The sequence below is a fragment of the Paraburkholderia acidisoli genome, assembly GCF_009789675.1.
Lineage (GTDB): Bacteria > Pseudomonadota > Gammaproteobacteria > Burkholderiales > Burkholderiaceae > Paraburkholderia > Paraburkholderia acidisoli.
Genome location: NZ_CP046913.1, coordinates 2,702,516 through 2,718,258, shown reverse-complemented (window position 1 = coordinate 2,718,258; position 15,743 = coordinate 2,702,516). Strand labels below are relative to the sequence as shown.

Here is a 15,743-nt window from a genome sequence, read left to right as displayed (position 1 = left end):
GACCCATCGTCGCCGCTCAGCGCGGAGGACAGACATTTTGAACGGTGGCATCGAGGACACAGCTAGATAGCTGATGCGGCACACAACTTTCGTGTGCCATGTTTGATTCATCATATCCGGTCGCGGAGCGGCCGAGTTGTACTGCGACGTCCGTCGCGCGCTTTGCTGAACTTGTCAAAAAGATTGGAACAAGTGCGTCACCCGCAGTTCGCAAACGCAAGAATGCCGCGCGAAAAAAGCTGAAATGCGTTATTGACGAGCAACGCCGGTACGCAAAGCAAGCGAATCTTCGGGCCGTCGCGCTGACGTTGACCTTCAACTGTGATGCGGATTTCTCGACGAAGCATGTGAGCCGATTCTTGGACCGCATGCGCAAATCGTTCAAAGATGTGGAATCGTGCCTCACCTATGCGTGGGTATTGGAGCGCGCCGGTAAATTACACTACCACCTGATAGTGTGGCTTCCTCGCAATATGGCTCTTGAGCACTCAAAGCTGGCGAACTGGTGGCCGTGGGGAAGCACATGGGTCGAGGCTTGTAAGAGCGTTAAGGCTTGGGGACGCTACATTTCCAAGTTCGATTGCGTTGGAAAGTTACCAAAGGGTGCGCGCCTTTTTGGCTGTGGTGGGCTTGACCCCGACGGCAAAGCCGCGGTTTCCCGGTCGGCCTTGCCGCAGTGGTTGCAGGAAGTTCTTCCGCGGCGCCATCGTGCTCGGCGCATAATCGGCGAGGGTTGGGTTGACCTTTCGACTGGCCAACTGCACCACTCCCCGTACGTCTGGACACCATGGGGAATATTGCTTGCCACCGCTAACCAGCGAGCGCATCCACGAATCGCTTGACCATGCTGTCGCCTGCATTGGTCGGTGATGCATGGCCTGATTTTGTTTTTTGAATTGCGGCTGAAATGCTGAGGACTCGTCTGGAGGACGACGTTTAAGCGTGCAGGAAGTCGTGCAGTCGCTGTCTAAGGTCTGGTGCCTTGGTCTCGCAGTCCCAGATTACGAGGACGCACCATCCGGCAGCCTCCAAAGCCTTGATGGCTTCAGCATCCCTCTCGCAGTTTCGCTGCAATTTGGGGAGCCAGTATTCCAGCCTCGACTTTGGCAGGCGTGCATCGGAACAGCCTGCCGGGTGTTGGTGCCAAAAGCAGCCATGCACGAAAATTATCTTCCGCTGCGAAGCAAAGGCCAAATCTGGCTTTCCTGGAAGGTCTCTTCGGTGCAATCGATAGCGGTAACCCATCGACCAGACGAGGCGTCTGACCACATACTCTGGCCGCGTATCTTTGCTGCGAATTCGCCGCATATTTTCACTGCGGCTAATCGGCGGCGTACCGGCTTTACTCGTTTTCGGGTTTGCTTTTCGCGGCATTGACCGACTGCAGGAAGTCTGCTGATTCTTCCGGATATTTGCGCAGCAGCTTTTCAAGGACCTTTATCTGCTCGCTCCCGGGAGAGCGTCGTATTTGGGCTAACAGCTTCTCGTGGTCCGGTCGAGCTGTTGTGATGTTCGCAGCCCCCTCGTTGCAGACGGAACACAGCACGCGCAAATTGTGAGCGTCGTCCGTACCACCTTGGCTTTTGTCAATCCAGTGACCGAGTTGAAGGCGGGTCGGGCGGCCGTCGTGAGGATTTATTTCCCCAGCGACTGCGCCACACGATTGGCAAGTGAAGCCGTCTCGGTCTAAAACGAGCGCTCGTGTTTCCTTTGAAATACCCCGCTCACGCGGTGGGCGTTGGGTATTGTCAGCTAAGACATACTGGCCAGGGGCGAGGTCACTGCGGTCGTTATGACTCTGAATGTTGTACCCTTGCTCGTCGCGCAGTTCACGGATGCGGCGGCCCCATTCAGAAGCATTTCCCGATGCCTCACGGAGTTCGTCGGACGTCACCACCTTGCCGACGTTGTCCTGTAAGTACGCAAGCAATTTCGCTTTGGAGCCGTTGCCTCGTGTAGCCATTTTGAGTCCCCTTGTTACGCGGCGATGCGCTTCCGCCTGTTTTCTTTTGCCTTTGCAGCGAGCAACACTTTCGCTAATGCTCGTCCCACGGCTGCCGCCACCGGCGGCGGGAAAGCGTTACCGATTTGCCGGTATGCGGCTGTCTTCTTGCCGTTGAACTGCCAGTCGTCGGGAAAGCCTTGAATTCGCGCAGCCATGCGGACAGTAAGTCGTGGCATTCCAACGAACTCTCTTGTTGGCGGCTCATTGGCTATGCCCATACCATCGACGCCAAGTGACGCCCATGCTTTCTTTGCACGCGTTGGACCAAGGTCGGGCCCCCCGTGCTTCTTGGAGCCACCGACCAGAGTCGGCGCTATTTCATTGGCTTCTTTGGCCCAACGTTTCGCACCAACCCAACCATCGGCTGCCATCAAGTCGAAGAGCGTTTCGCCAACTGTGGGTGCACGATGTTCGAGCGGCGCTGGCCACGTTATCTCGTTCGCAATGTCTTTCCGGATAGCAAGGAAAATAACCCGTGGGCGCAGTTGCGGAACGCCATAATCCGAGGCGCTCAGTAGGCGCCAGTCCGTGACGTAACCCAGTTCATCCAAGCGAGACTGGATTTTCTTCCGATAATCCTCGAAAACGGCGTCCATCAAACCTCGGACGTTTTCGAGCATAACCGCCTTCGGTCGCATTTCCTCGACCAACCTTAGCGCCTCAGGAAACATATCTCGCTCATCGTCGCTGCCGAGTTGCTTACCTGCTTTCGAAAATGGGGGGCACGGCACCCCCCCAGCAAGAAGGTCGACACCGCCGTAGGGCAATCCTGAAAAATCTCGCAGGTCCTTGTTGATAACGTTCCAATCTGGTCTGTTGAGACGCAGCGTGCTGCAGAAGGCGCTCTCAATCTCGACCAGAGCGACGTGCTCGAAGCCCGCTTGTTCGAGCCCTAGTGCTTGGCCACCTGCGCCAGCACAAATTTCCACAGAGGTCAGCATGTTCGCCTTTCATTAAGTGCATGACGCCTCGCAAGCGATGGGCGCCGGATGGCGCGATTTTATCAGCGGTGCAATCGGCTCGCCAGGAAAACGTAGCCGTGGTGGCGCGGGGGGCGTACCTGTGCGTTGTCATGGCACGTCGCACTTTCTGAGCATAGCCACGACTGCAAGCGGCGGGGCAGCCCAATGCTCTATGCCCGAGCGGAGTGAGACGAAATGCCGGTCTCTCAGTCCAGTGGCAGCCTGTCTCCATGGCTGACCTTTTGAAGATAAAAGATGTGGGGCAGCTCTTCCGCGTATCCGCGTCGGCGCACCGCATGGAACAGTTCCCAGGTTTGAGTTCGTACGCCGTGAAAACCCGGCTGACGAGCAATGCGTTGCAGCGTCTCGCTAACGGCTGAGTATTGTCGCTGCGCAATCTGTGATGCAAGAAGCGCGTGCAGTTCTGTCATCTCGCGCTTTTCGCGGCGCCACGTCCACACGGTCCGACCTGCCGAAGGATAAAGGACCAATTCGTAGCCGAGCCAAGACATCCGAGGCTTACTGCCGACAGTGCGCAGCATTTCATCTTCTAGGCCATTGCCATCGGTTGCGAGAAGGAGCCACGCAGCGTACTCAGCTTCTTGCGGCCAATACATCACGAGCACGGCGTTCGCACGCCCTTTGCTTTTTCGAGTGATTCGCTGTGCGGCCGTGCAGCCGATACCGAAGCGTGCGTGGAACTTCTTGGCGAGGGCCTCAGCCTTAGTGGCCTTGACCGTTCCGCAGGTATATCGACAGTAACCCTTGGGTACGCAATCGAGAACGCGGGCGAGGGCGGCGGTTTTACTACGTGCGATTGGCGTGGTGGCGAGCATGAGGTATCCGGATGGAAGGGGATACCTCGTATAGGTAAAAAAGCCGCGCTGATTGGATGTGATTCACTCGGTACGTATGAGACGTAATGATGTTCCGTGCGGAGCGCGGACATCGTCTATACAGAGGTAGGAAAACTGTGTTTGCAAGGGCACTCCGTCGGCGAAGGCCGGCACGCGTCGCATGCGCGGCGGTCTGCCCGGTGTCCCCTCATGCGTGTGCGTGAGGGCTCAGCGGACAGGCCGCCAAACTGTAAACACACACGCTCGAAAGAGCACGTCGGGGCGCCACCCCGACAGGTCCAGGTCGCCAACCTGGGCCAAGCAAACGCTGTAGCCGCATGCCTCTAATAGGGCTGGTGCGGCTGCGAAGGGCGCTGGAGGGTGAAACTCCTTCCTTCGACCCAATCCCGCTGGCCAACGCGCCAGCAGAAGTTGGGCGACACGGAAACGGCGGCAGGCAGGAAATGGCCTGACGACCTGTTATCTGGCGAAAGTCGGTGAGAGTCCGATTCGGGGGGCGTACCGCAAGGGCGCAACCCGTGCCGCACACGACGGCTGATGAGCGTGCAGTGATGCACGAGGGCTGCAAGGGGAAACCTGGCGCAGTCGGCACCTCGGGAAACCGGGGGTCTCTGGATAGCTTAAGCGTGTAACGGCGCCTCTCGAAAGGCGCTGTGCGGAGCAACGTGGAGCCATAGGCATTAAGCCGTGGTTCGTAGTCGATGAAGCATGAACTGAGTACCTGAGCCGCTATGGAACATCGGGCTGGGGAAACCTGCGGGGAGCCGGAAGGCTAGGCGATTGTGGAGACAATGGCGCTACGTTGCGCAGTAGCTGATAACTAACGTGGGAACCTCTCTTCGTACCGGGTCGGGTGGCACCGTCCGGGTTGATGGCAGAGAGGGGGAGACTGGCTGAGTAGGGTTTGACTCATTGAGCGATACGACCGAAGCTCATGCGGAACCACGGAAGTGGTAGCACGGTTGGCACCGTGCTCCGAAAGGTTGGAGCGTTTGCGCAGTGTGTGGTTGGGCTTGGCGGCCCGTTATAGTGATGTGCCGTTTCTTCCGCTTGGCCGCGGGAGAAACGAACTCCGACCTTGGCCGGTTGGACAGCGATAAAGGAAAAGGTATCCAAGGACATTTGAACTCATGCCCGGGCGTCATACTCGACGCCCGGGCATACCCACTTGCGATGTGACACGAGGCCGACTCTGTTGACTACGCAAGTTTCCGTGCAAAGTCGACGCGGATGACGTTCATGGCGTTGCTACCAGCCGCGCTAACGCCGATACAGGGCAATTCGTTTGCGACGTCAGCTTCCGGAGACATCACGGTCGAGTCCCGAATGATGTCTCCGATACTGACGGATGCGTCGGTTCTCAAACGTCGCCTGCCGTGATGGGAATGCGACTCATCGGATGAGGCAAACGCAGCGTCCAGCCGTTTCGCCAGGCTTTGAGTGCAGAGATGTGCGTACCGGAGCAGCATGCGCGTGTCGCGGTGGCCGCTGAATGCCTGAAGGTCGACCAACGAGAAGCCGCCCGGAGTGTTACTGCCCGCCTCTGCTACGCGGGAAATCGCCTCATGGCGAAGGTCATGAATGCGCAGGTCATCATCTTCGGCCAGGCCAGCCTGCGCGCAAATTCGCCGCCATGCTTTGCGAAGGCCATCGACGCCAATCGGAAATACGACATCATGGGTTCTGGGTAAAGCACGCAGCATTTCAACCAGGTCAGCGCGAAGAGGAACCTTGCGCGCTCGGCCGTTTTTCGTTTCAGGCAGATATGCGATTTGCGCCGCGAGGTCGACATTTGACCAGGTGAGCGTCAGTGTTTCGCTTCGGCGCGCAGCAGTCATCAGCTGGAAGTGCACGAAGGTCTCGAGCAATGGCACATGCTCGTAAGTCTGTTCAGCTTCGGGCAAGTACAACTGCCGGGCACTCTTGACCACCTGCTTGCGGCGGTACACCGTGGCAGCATCGGTCGCCTCCTGGCGCTCTTTCTGCATGAGCTGTTCGAGTCGGGCGGCTATCGACGCCTCCTTGTCTTCAGCGTGCGCTCCTGCGAGCAGGCGGTCTTCCTCCCCGTCCTTCAGGCGACGGTCACGCTCGTTGAAATATTTCGGGCGCCGCACCCCGGCCATCGGATTCTGGGCGACGTGAATACGCCAGGAGTCGATGGCAATGCGGCAGACGGCTGAGAAAATGTCGATTTCGCGGTCGACCGTGGCTGCGGAAACGACATCGCACCGTTCATCGATGTAATCTCTGAAGTCTTCTGGGACAAGTTCCGCAAAACCTTTCCGGATGAACTTGCTGGCTTCCGATACCTGACCCATCCGTGCCCCGCTGGGGGTGCGAAGCTTCGTGGAAGCCACTTTCGGATGGACGTTGGGGTGGTTTGCGATGATTTCGGCCAGGTCCTGGCGAGGCAGTCCGGCATCTTGCAGCAAAGCGTTGATTTTGTAAGCCTCGACTTCGAAGCTCTTGTGGCGCGGCGCCTCGTCGCGCAGGTATCGAATCAGCAGTTCAGCGAAGGTCGTCTGAAGCCCGCGGGCATAGTCGATGAACAGGCTGCGCCGATGCTCTGCTTTGAGATTCAGCACAATCGTTTCCGCGTCTTTGTAGCTGCACGCATGGAGCGTCTGATTCTTTCGGGAAACGCTGCGGTCGCGAACAATAAAGCAATCGTCGAGTCGGCCGAGTTTGGGCCGGAGCCCTTGAGCCGTGAGTTCCCGGCTGTACGCTTCGGCTTTGGACTTGGCCGTGTGGGGGAAGAGTTGGGTGAGGTCGTCGCGGTTCTTGACCGAGACCTGATAGCGCGAACGGTTTTCGATGGACGCCACGTCCATGCTCCAGATTGTTGAGGAGCACCGTATAAGTCGAAAAAGTGGCGATAATTTGCGTCGAGCGGACCGATTTTCAAAAATGTGCCTGTGAGTTCTAGGCAAACTTTTTTTTCGGTGGGGCATCGGGGTGGCATTGCCACCCGTTTGCCACCCGAGGCAGCACAAACAAAAACAGCGGACATTTAGTCCGCTGTTTTGTAAGGAAAATTCTGGTCGGGGTGAGAGGATTCGAACCTCCGGCCTCTACGTCCCGAACGTAGCGCTCTACCAGGCTAAGCTACACCCCGAATTTACTGCTGGACTCAACGCGTTGCTTTGTCTTGTTCAAGACTGGCGCGTCGTCGAGTAAGAACATAATTCTAGCAGGCTATCTTTGTAAATGGAAGGGGGGAACGCCGAAATTGCGTCGGCGGCCGCCTGAGCCTCGGCTTTCGCGCACTGGAGCGTGTGGTCGAGCGCGCCCGAGCGCGTGATAGCCGCGAAAATCTCGTCGAAGCGCGTGGTGCCGCCTTGCTCGATGGCTTCGCGCGCGAGCGCCGCTTCCGCCGCCGTGCCGTGCTCGATCAACCAGATCAGCGGCAGCGTGGGCTTGCCTTCGCGCAGGTCGTCGCCGGCGTTCTTGCCCATGGATTCCGGCGTGCCCGTGTAGTCGAGCCAGTCGTCCATGATCTGGAACGCCGTGCCGATGCGCCGGCCGTATTCGGCGGCCGCTTCTTCGGCGTGCGCGTCGGCGCCCGCGAGCACCGCGCCCAGTTGCGCCGCCGCCTCGAACAGCTTGGCCGTCTTGTAGCGGATCACCTGCATGTAGCGCGCCGTGTCCACGTCGGCGTCGTGCATGTTCAGGAGCTGGAGCACCTCGCCTTCGGAAATGATCGTCGTGGCCGAGGAGAGGATCTCCATCACGCGCATCTTGCCCACGCCCACCATCATCTCGAACGAGCGCGAATACAGATAGTCGCCGACCAGCACGCTCGCCGCGTTGCCGAACAGCGCGTTGGCCGTCTGGCGGCCGCGCCGCAGGTCGGACTCGTCGACCACGTCGTCGTGCAGGAGCGTGGCCGTATGGATGAATTCGACGACGGCCGCGAGCACGTGGCGATGCGTGCCGCGGTCGCCGAGCGCGCCGGCCACCAGCAACAGCAAGGCCGGACGCAGACGCTTGCCGCCCGCGCCGATGATGTACTCGGAGATCTGGTTGATCAGCATCACCTCGGACGCCAGACTCTGCCGGATGACACGATTCACCTGCTCCATGTCGCTGACGATGGGAGCAAGCAGGGTGGCTGCGCTGGGAGTAGGGGTGGCGGTGGACGACATGATGGCAAATAAAGGTAGTGCCGCGGATTATAAGGCGAATCGCTATCAGGCCGGACTGTGCCCTGACGTCCGGCCGATGGTTCCCTCTACTTTTGCCGCGCCGGGCGGGATGTTCGCGCGGCGGGTTCCGGTGCGACGTGGCGTGGCCGGCATACCGCTGCGGCGCGCGCGGCCTTGCGCGCCGGGGCGCAAGGCGCAGTGAAAAGCACAATCGCGGCAAACTCGCAACGGTTTTGACCGCGTAGCTAACTCCATGTATAATCTAGGGTTTCGGGCGCGCAGTGTGCCCGGAATATTTGAAAGAGTGAGGTTTTCAATGTACGCGGTCATAAAAACCGGCGGCAAGCAGTACAAAGTTGCCGTTGGCGAAAAACTTAAAGTAGAACAGATACCGGCTGACATTGACGCAGAAATCACGCTCGACCAGGTGCTCGCAGTGGGCGAAGGCGAATCGATTAAGTTCGGTACGCCGCTGGTCGGTGGGGCTTCCGTCAAGGCCACCGTTGTGTCGCACGGTCGTCACGCCAAAGTGACCATCTTCAAGATGCGTCGCCGGAAGCACTACCAGAAGCATGGCGGCCACCGCCAGAACTACACCGAACTGCGCATCGACGCGATCAACGCGTAAGCGCACGCAGGTAAAGGAGCAAACAAATGGCACACAAAAAGGCAGGCGGGTCGTCACGTAACGGCCGCGATTCCGAGTCGAAACGACTTGGCGTGAAGGTGTACGGCGGCCAGGCAATCCTCGCCGGCGGCATCATCGTTCGCCAGCGCGGCACGCGTATGCACCCGGGCAACAACGTCGGCATCGGCAAGGACCACACGCTCTACGCGCTGGTCGACGGCCACGTCGCGTTCACGACCAAGGGCGCAGCTAACAAGCACACGGTCACCGTCGTCCCGGCAGCGGTCTAAGTTCCAGACCGTTCGCAATCGACGCAAAGAAGGCCCCGCGAAGTTTGCGGGGCCTTTTGTTTATCTGTGCGTTTGTTTACTTGCGCATTGATCGCGTGTCGAACCGACGCGCGCGAGTTGGACCGGCGTTAGCCGTTCGGCCAGGTTGGCCGGCGTCGCTGCGGCGGGCAAAATACCGATATTCACGGGACGGAGTTACGCATGAAGTTCATTGACGAAGCGAAGATCGAAGTCATCGCCGGTGATGGGGGTGATGGCAGCGCGTCGATGCGGCGCGAAAAGTTCGTCCCGTTCGGCGGGCCGGATGGTGGTGACGGCGGGCGCGGCGGCAGCGTCTGGGCGGTCGCGGACCGCAACATCAACACGCTGATCGACTACCGCTACACGAAGAAGCACCAGGCGCGCAACGGCGAAAACGGCCGCGGCTCCGACTGCTACGGCAAGGGCGGCGACGACATCACGCTGCGCATGCCGGTGGGCACGACCATCACCGACCAGGACACGGGCGAGCTGATCGCCGACCTCACCGAGCACGAGCAGCGCGTCATGGTCGCGCACGGCGGCGCGGGCGGCCTTGGCAACCTGCATTTCAAGTCGTCCACGAATCGCGCGCCGCGCCAGAAAACCGACGGCAAGCCGGGCGAGCGCCGCATGCTCAAGCTTGAGCTGAAGGTGCTGGCCGACGTCGGTCTGCTCGGCATGCCGAACGCGGGCAAGTCCACCTTCATCTCGTCGGTGTCGAACGCGAAGCCGAAGATCGCCGACTACCCGTTCACGACGCTCGCGCCCAATCTGGGCGTGGTGCGCGTGGGTCCGAGCCGCAGCTTCGTGATCGCCGATATTCCGGGCCTGATCGAAGGCGCGGCGGAAGGCGCGGGTCTCGGCCACCAGTTCCTGCGCCATCTGCAGCGCACGAATCTGCTGCTGCATCTCGTCGATCTCGCCCCGTTCGACGAAACGGTCGATCCGGTCGCGGAAGCGAAGGCCATCGTCGGCGAACTGCGTAAATACGACGAGCTGCTGTTCGAAAAGCCGCGCTGGCTCGTGCTGAACAAGCTCGACATGGTGCCGGAAGACGAGCGCGCCGCGCGTATCGCCGACTTCGTCGAGCGCTTCGAGTGGAAGGGTCCCGTGTTCGAGATTTCGGCGCTCACGGGCCAGGGCTGCGAGAACCTCTGCTACGCCATCTACGACTACGTCTCCGAGCATTCGGATGCGCGCCGTGCGGCCGAGGCGGAAGACCTCGCATCCGACGTGCGTTTTCGCGAGCAGCAGAATGTGGCGGGCGCGAGCGAAGGCGCCGCGCCCACGCAGGAACCGCAGGAGTAAGTGCGCAGTGCACGCCGGCGCGCGGGTCGCGCCGGCAATTCGAGGCAAACCTCACGCGTCATAGTTATTAGGGGAGACCGCGCAGCATGCGTTCCGTCATCGCCGATTCGCGGCGTCTGGTAGTGAAAGTCGGTTCGAGCCTCGTCACCAACGACGGTCGGGGCCTCGATCATGCGGCAATCGGCCGCTGGGCCGCGCAAATCGCGGCACTGCGTGCGCAGGGCAAGGAAGTCGTGCTCGTGAGTTCGGGTGCGATCGCCGAAGGCATGCAACGGCTGGGCTGGACGAAGCGACCGCGCGAGATCGACGAACTGCAGGCAGCGGCCGCCGTCGGCCAGATGGGCCTCGCGCAGGTCTACGAGAGCCGCTTCGCCGAGCACGACATCCGCACCGCGCAGATCCTGCTCACGCACGCCGACCTGGCCGACCGCGAGCGTTATCTCAACGCGCGCTCCACGCTGCTCACGCTGCTGCGCCTGGGCGTGGTGCCGATCATCAACGAGAACGACACGGTCGTCACCGACGAAATCAAGTTCGGCGATAACGACACGCTCGGCGCGCTCGTCGCGAACCTGATCGAAGGCGACGCGCTCGTCATCCTCACCGACCAAAGCGGGCTCTACACGGCCGACCCGCGCAAGGACCCGGCCGCCACGCTGGTGCGCGAAGCCGACGCCGGCAAGCCCGAACTCGAAGCCATGGCGGGCGGCGCGGGCTCGAGCCTCGGCCGCGGCGGCATGCTGACCAAGATTCTCGCGGCCAAGCGCGCGGCGCACAGCGGCGCGAACACGGTCATCGCGAGCGGCCGCGAGACCGAAGTGCTCGTGCGGCTGGCGCAGGGCGAGGCCATCGGCACGCAGCTCATCGCGCGCACCGCGCGCATGGCGGCGCGCAAGCAGTGGATGGCCGACCACCTGCAGGTGCGCGGCCACGTGGTGATCGACGACGGCGCCGTCAACAAGGTCATGGCGGACGGCAAGAGCCTGCTGCCCATCGGCGTGATCGGCGTGCAGGGCGCATTCGCGCGCGGCGAGGTCATTGCCTGTCTGAACGCGTCGGGCGCGGAAGTGGCGCGCGGCCTCACCAACTACAGCAGCGCGGAAACCAAGCTGATCCAGCGTCACGCGAGCGGCGACATCGAAGGCATCCTCGGCTACATGCTGGAGCCGGAGCTGATTCACCGCGACAATCTCGTGCTCGTTTGAGCGGTCGTTCGAAGCGCGTTCCCGGCTTCGAGCTCGCACAAAAAAGCCGCTGCGGCCAAGGCCCAGCGGCTTTTTTCATGCTTTTTTCGTACGTCGATGTCGCGTGGCTCAGCGCACCAGCGTCGATTGCGTGCGACCGTAGCGGATGTTTTCGACGATGGTCGGCGCCTTCGCGACCGGCATCTTGTTCGCGCAGAAGTAGTCGTGATACAGCGCGGCCTGGTAGGCGTTGAGCGAACCGCTCTCGATACGCGACCAGTTGTTCGCCACGGTCCGATCCCAGCCGTTGTGCTCGGCGTCGAGGCTCGCGTAGAGGCGCCACTCGTAGGTGTCGCAGCGAATGCCTTCGTAGTTCACGTTGCGCGCGCCCGAATCGCTCGTGATCACGACCGTATAGCGCACCACGCCGTCGGTGCCGACCGAAACCGACGCGGGATCGACGGCGAACTTGAGCGGCGTGTTGTTCGAGACGTCGAACGGCAGCAGCTTCGCACCCGCCTGCGGCAGCGCCGGGAGGCTCTCGACCTTGTTTTCCTGCCACTCGCCTTTGCGGTCGAGCAGGTAGGTGAACGCGCTGTCGTCCTTGTTGGTCGGCCCCGAACTGGAGCAGCCTGCCAGCGTCAAAAACAGCACACCGCCTGCGGCGCAGGCCGCAGCAAGAGCAAATCGTTTCAAATTGGTTTTCCTCGAAGCTCCGGCGCTGAGCGCACGAACGTGCAGCGCCGCCAATGCGAACCGCGAGGCGCGGCGCGCAGGGGCGCCGGTCTCGCCGGTTCGGGCGTTCTTTCGCCGGTCGGCGCGATCCGATCCGTACGCCCGGTTCAGGCGTCCTGGTCGTGCTCGTCCGGCGCAGGCTCGATGATACTCTGCGCGGCAGCACAATCGCCGTCGATCGGCACACCCGGCGACGTTACGACAGATGTCACCATGGCCGCGCCCATCACGGCGTCGGCGTGCGCCGACGTCACGATGCGCGGATACCGCACCTCGTGGACCTGCACGTGCACGCGCTCCTGACGCGCCGCGGCGGGCCGGCGCAGGAAGCGCGAGAGTTCGGTCAGCGCAAGCTGATACACGTCGCGCTTGAACTCGATGACCGCTTCCAGCGGCACCCAGTACTCGTTCCAGCGCCACGCGTCGAACTCGGGATGCTCCGTTGCCCGCAGGCAGATATCGCAATCGCGCCCGACCATCCGCAGCAGAAACCAGATCTGTTTCTGCCCGCGATAATGGCCGCGCACTTCGCGCTTGATGAACTTGTCCGGCACCTCATAACGCAACCAGTCGCGCGTGCGACCGACGATCTTGACGTGCTCCGGATGCAGACCGGTTTCTTCGTGCAACTCCCGATACATTGCCTGCATGGGGGTCTCACCATATTTGATGCCCCCTTGCGGAAACTGCCAGGAATGTTCGCGAACCCGTTTGCCCCAAAACACTTCGTTTCGCGCGTTCAAGAGGATGATGCCGACGTTCGGGCGAAACCCCTCACGATCCAGCATACAACCACCTTCGAATCCTTTAAAATTGCTTTGATTATAAACAGATAACGGCCCTCACGCACCCGCTGCCCGGAAGTTTGGAGCGAACGGTCACAAGCTTGCCTTGCACTTCGTGTCCGGTTTGCCCGGCGCGCCCGAAACGCGTCGCGCCGCCGCGCGAAAAAACGGCCGCGAGCCCAGCCAGAGGGCCGCTGCGCGCGTGCCGTCACGGTATAGTGTCGGACTCCGCACGTTCGGCCCGGTTACGCGAACGCTCATGCGAGCCGCAACGCGAAATTCGCGCGCCATCCACGGTTTCACCTTCTCAGGGCGGTCTGCACCGGGCCGCCGCTTTTGGAAAATTCTGAATGAAAGCCTCCCGTTTCTTTATCGGCACCCTGAAGGAAGCGCCGTCCGACGCCGAAATCGTCAGCCACAAACTGATGGTTCGCGCGGGCATGATCCGTCGCGTCGCTGGCGGCATCTACAACTACCTGCCGATCGGTCTGCGTTCCATTCGCAAGGTCGAGCAGATCGTGCGCGAAGAAATGAACCGCGCGGGCGCGATCGAACTGCTCATGCCGGCCGTGCAGCCGGCCGAGCTGTGGCAGGAATCGGGTCGCTGGGAAAAATACGGGCCGGAACTGCTGCGCTTCAAGGACCGCAAGCAGAGCGATTTCGTGATGGGACCGACGCACGAGGAAGTCGTCACCGACATCGCGCGCAACCAGATCAAGAGCTACCGCCAGTTGCCGGTGAACTTCTACCAGGTGCAAACCAAATTCCGCGACGAAATCCGTCCCCGTTTTGGTGTGATGCGCGGCCGCGAATTCATCATGAAGGACGCGTACTCGTTCGATAAGGACGTCGACGGCCTCAAGCTTTCGTACCAGAAGATGTACGACGCCTACACGCGCATCTTCACGCGTCTCGGCCTCGAGTTCCGCGCGGTCGCGGCCGACAACGGTTCGATCGGCGGCTCGGGCTCGCACGAATTCCACGTGATCGCCGAAACCGGCGAGGACGACATCGCGTACTGCCCGACCTCGGAGTTCGCGGCCAACGTCGAAGCCGCCGACGCGCTGCCGCTCGTGGCCGAGCGCGCCGCGCCCGCCCAGGCGCTCACGAAAACGTCCACGCCGGGCGCGGCCAAGTGCGAGCAAGTCGCCGAACTGCTCGGCATCCCGCTCGAAAGCACCATCAAGTCGATCGTGCTGGCCACAGACAACGAAGGCGCCGAGCCCACGATCTGGCTGCTGCTGCTGCGCGGCGACCACGATCTCAACGAGATCAAGGTCGGCAAGCTCGAAGGCCTGGGCGGTTTCCGCTTCGCCACGGAGAGCGAGATCGTCGAATGGTTCGGCACGCCGCCGGGCTACCTCGGTCCGCTCAATACGAAGAAGCCGGTCAAGGTGATCGCCGACCGCACGGTCGCGAACATGAGCGACTTCGTGGTGGGTTCGAACGAAGCGGACTTCCACACCACGGGCGTGAACTGGGGCCGCGATCTGCCGGAACCGGTCGTGGCCGACATCCGCAACGTGAAGAAGGGCGATCCCTCGCCGGACGGCAAGGGCGTGCTCGACATCTGCCGCGGCATCGAAGTGGGCCACGTGTTCCAGCTCGGCACGAAATACTCGGACGCGATGAACGCCACCTATCTGGCCGAAAACGGCAAGCCCGCGCCGATGCAGATGGGTTGCTACGGCATCGGCGTCACGCGTATCCTGGGTGCGGCGATCGAGCAGAATTTCGACGACAAGGGCATCATCTGGCCGGAAGCGATCGCTCCGTTCGAAGTGGTCATCTGCCCGATGGGCATGGACCGCAGCGAACTCGTGCGCGAGCACGCCGAGCGCGTGTACAACGAACTCGTGGCGGCGGGCGTGGACGTGATCCTCGACGATCGCGGCGAGCGCCCGGGCGTGATGTTCGCCGACTGGGAACTGATCGGCGTGCCGCATCGCCTCGTGATCGGCGACCGCGGTCTGAAGGACGGCAAGATCGAGTATCAGGGCCGCCGCGACACCGAAGCCACGCTGCTCGCGGCCGAAGAAGCCGCGCAGGCGGTGGTCGCGAAGGTGCGCGCCGCGCTCGGCCGCTGATTCGTCCTCATTCGATTCGCCATTCGGCAAACCCGGCTAAAGGAGCGCCCAGAGCGTGGAGTACAGTTTCCTGTCCGCTACGATCCTGCTGCTCCTGATCACCGATCCGCTCGGCAACATTCCGCTTTTCATCACGTGTCTGCGCGGCGTCGCGAAACAGCGCCGCGCGATCGTGATCCTGCGCGAGGTCGGCATCGCGTTCGTGATCCTGCTCGTCTTCATGGTGGCCGGCAACGGCTTCCTGCGCATGATGGGACTCACGGACACGTCGCTGCGCATCGGCGGCGGCATCGTGCTGTTCCTGATCGCGCTGCGCATGATCTTCCCGCATCCGGGCGGTCCGTTCGGCGGCGGCGATAAAGGCGGCGAGCCGCTCATCGTGCCGCTCGCGATTCCCGCGCTGGCGGGGCCGTCGGCGCTCGCCACGGTCATGCTGCTCACCTCGCAGGCGCCGGGCAAACTGTTCGAATGGATCGGCGCGCTGGTCGTGACCATGGTGATCTGCGCGGTCGTGCTGGTGTTGGCCGAGCGCATCCAGCAGTGGCTGGGCGAGCGCGTGGTGACGGCCTTCGAGCGGCTGATGGGTCTCGTGCTCGTGGCGATTTCGGTGGAGATGATCCTCGCGGGCATCGCCAATTTCGTGCATCACCTTTGACGGCGGCATCGGCACGTTCGAATTCGCATCGACGCAAACAAAAAAGCAGCCCGAGGGCTGCTTTTTTCATGGCGCTTCGCG

At 61.6% G+C, this 15,743-nt stretch carries 15 protein-coding genes and 1 tRNA gene; 7 read left to right on the top strand and 9 right to left on the bottom strand.

Going from position 1 to position 15,743, the window contains the following annotated elements; genetic code table 11:
• Positions 1-98: 98 nt before the first annotated feature.
• Positions 99-842, top strand: coding sequence for a rolling circle replication-associated protein (locus FAZ98_RS11965; RefSeq protein WP_158951410.1), 744 nt, complete (start codon positions 99-101; stop codon positions 840-842).
• 94 nt (positions 843-936) lie between these two features.
• Here the strand turns inward: FAZ98_RS11965 and FAZ98_RS11960 are convergent, their stop codons facing one another.
• From FAZ98_RS11960 to FAZ98_RS11925, 7 genes are all read right to left on the bottom strand, one after another.
• Positions 937-1,308: a very short patch repair endonuclease gene (locus tag FAZ98_RS11960; RefSeq protein WP_233272713.1), complete on the bottom strand. Its 372-nt coding sequence runs from the start codon at positions 1,306-1,308 to the stop codon at positions 937-939.
• Between the two features lie 34 nt (positions 1,309-1,342).
• Complete coding sequence (locus FAZ98_RS11955) at positions 1,343-1,963, bottom strand: HNH endonuclease (RefSeq protein WP_158951408.1); 621 nt, start codon at positions 1,961-1,963, stop codon at positions 1,343-1,345.
• 14 nt (positions 1,964-1,977) lie between these two features.
• Positions 1,978-2,946, bottom strand: coding sequence for a DNA cytosine methyltransferase (locus FAZ98_RS11950; RefSeq protein WP_158951407.1), 969 nt, complete (start codon positions 2,944-2,946; stop codon positions 1,978-1,980).
• 227 nt (positions 2,947-3,173) lie between these two features.
• A complete protein-coding gene (locus FAZ98_RS11945; protein ID WP_233272610.1) occupies positions 3,174-3,803 on the bottom strand; it encodes a hypothetical protein in 630 nt (209 codons plus the stop codon).
• Between the two features lie 1,220 nt (positions 3,804-5,023).
• Complete coding sequence (locus FAZ98_RS35370) at positions 5,024-6,655, bottom strand: site-specific integrase (protein ID WP_233272609.1); 1,632 nt, start codon at positions 6,653-6,655, stop codon at positions 5,024-5,026.
• Positions 6,656-6,862: 207 nt separating this feature from the next.
• Positions 6,863-6,939, bottom strand: a tRNA-Pro gene (locus FAZ98_RS11930).
• Positions 6,940-6,976: 37 nt separating this feature from the next.
• Positions 6,977-7,969 carry a polyprenyl synthetase family protein gene (locus FAZ98_RS11925; RefSeq protein ID WP_158951406.1) on the bottom strand — a complete coding sequence of 331 codons (993 nt, stop codon included), beginning with the start codon at positions 7,967-7,969 and terminating at the stop codon, positions 6,977-6,979.
• 316 nt (positions 7,970-8,285) lie between these two features.
• On the opposite strand from FAZ98_RS11925, the gene rplU reads away from it, so the two are divergent.
• The 4 genes from rplU (at position 8,286) to proB (ending at position 11,421) form a co-directional block, all read left to right on the top strand.
• A complete protein-coding gene (gene rplU / locus FAZ98_RS11920) occupies positions 8,286-8,597 on the top strand; it encodes a 50S ribosomal protein L21 (RefSeq protein WP_158951405.1) in 312 nt (103 codons plus the stop codon).
• A 26-nt stretch (positions 8,598-8,623) separates the two neighbouring features.
• Complete coding sequence (gene rpmA, locus FAZ98_RS11915; RefSeq protein ID WP_158951404.1) at positions 8,624-8,887, top strand: 50S ribosomal protein L27; 264 nt, start codon at positions 8,624-8,626, stop codon at positions 8,885-8,887.
• Between the two features lie 201 nt (positions 8,888-9,088).
• Positions 9,089-10,216 carry an Obg family GTPase CgtA gene (cgtA, locus tag FAZ98_RS11910; RefSeq protein WP_158951403.1) on the top strand — a complete coding sequence of 376 codons (1,128 nt, stop codon included), beginning with the start codon at positions 9,089-9,091 and terminating at the stop codon, positions 10,214-10,216.
• A gap of 86 nt (positions 10,217-10,302) precedes the next feature.
• Complete coding sequence (proB, locus tag FAZ98_RS11905) at positions 10,303-11,421, top strand: glutamate 5-kinase (RefSeq protein WP_158951402.1); 1,119 nt, start codon at positions 10,303-10,305, stop codon at positions 11,419-11,421.
• 108 nt (positions 11,422-11,529) lie between these two features.
• Here the strand turns inward: proB and FAZ98_RS11900 are convergent, their stop codons facing one another.
• Together FAZ98_RS11900 and FAZ98_RS11895 are read right to left on the bottom strand one after the other, a co-directional pair.
• Positions 11,530-12,096, bottom strand: coding sequence for a CNP1-like family protein (locus tag FAZ98_RS11900; protein ID WP_158951401.1), 567 nt, complete (start codon positions 12,094-12,096; stop codon positions 11,530-11,532).
• Positions 12,097-12,242: 146 nt separating this feature from the next.
• On the bottom strand, positions 12,243-12,923 hold the full coding sequence (locus FAZ98_RS11895) for an RNA pyrophosphohydrolase (protein WP_158951400.1): 681 nt from the start codon (positions 12,921-12,923) through the stop codon (positions 12,243-12,245).
• A 347-nt stretch (positions 12,924-13,270) separates the two neighbouring features.
• On the opposite strand from FAZ98_RS11895, the gene FAZ98_RS11885 reads away from it, so the two are divergent.
• On the top strand, positions 13,271-15,007 hold the full coding sequence (locus tag FAZ98_RS11885) for a proline--tRNA ligase (protein WP_158951398.1): 1,737 nt from the start codon (positions 13,271-13,273) through the stop codon (positions 15,005-15,007).
• 55 nt (positions 15,008-15,062) lie between these two features.
• Complete coding sequence (locus FAZ98_RS11880; protein WP_158951397.1) at positions 15,063-15,662, top strand: MarC family protein; 600 nt, start codon at positions 15,063-15,065, stop codon at positions 15,660-15,662.
• Positions 15,663-15,743 lie beyond the last annotated feature (81 nt).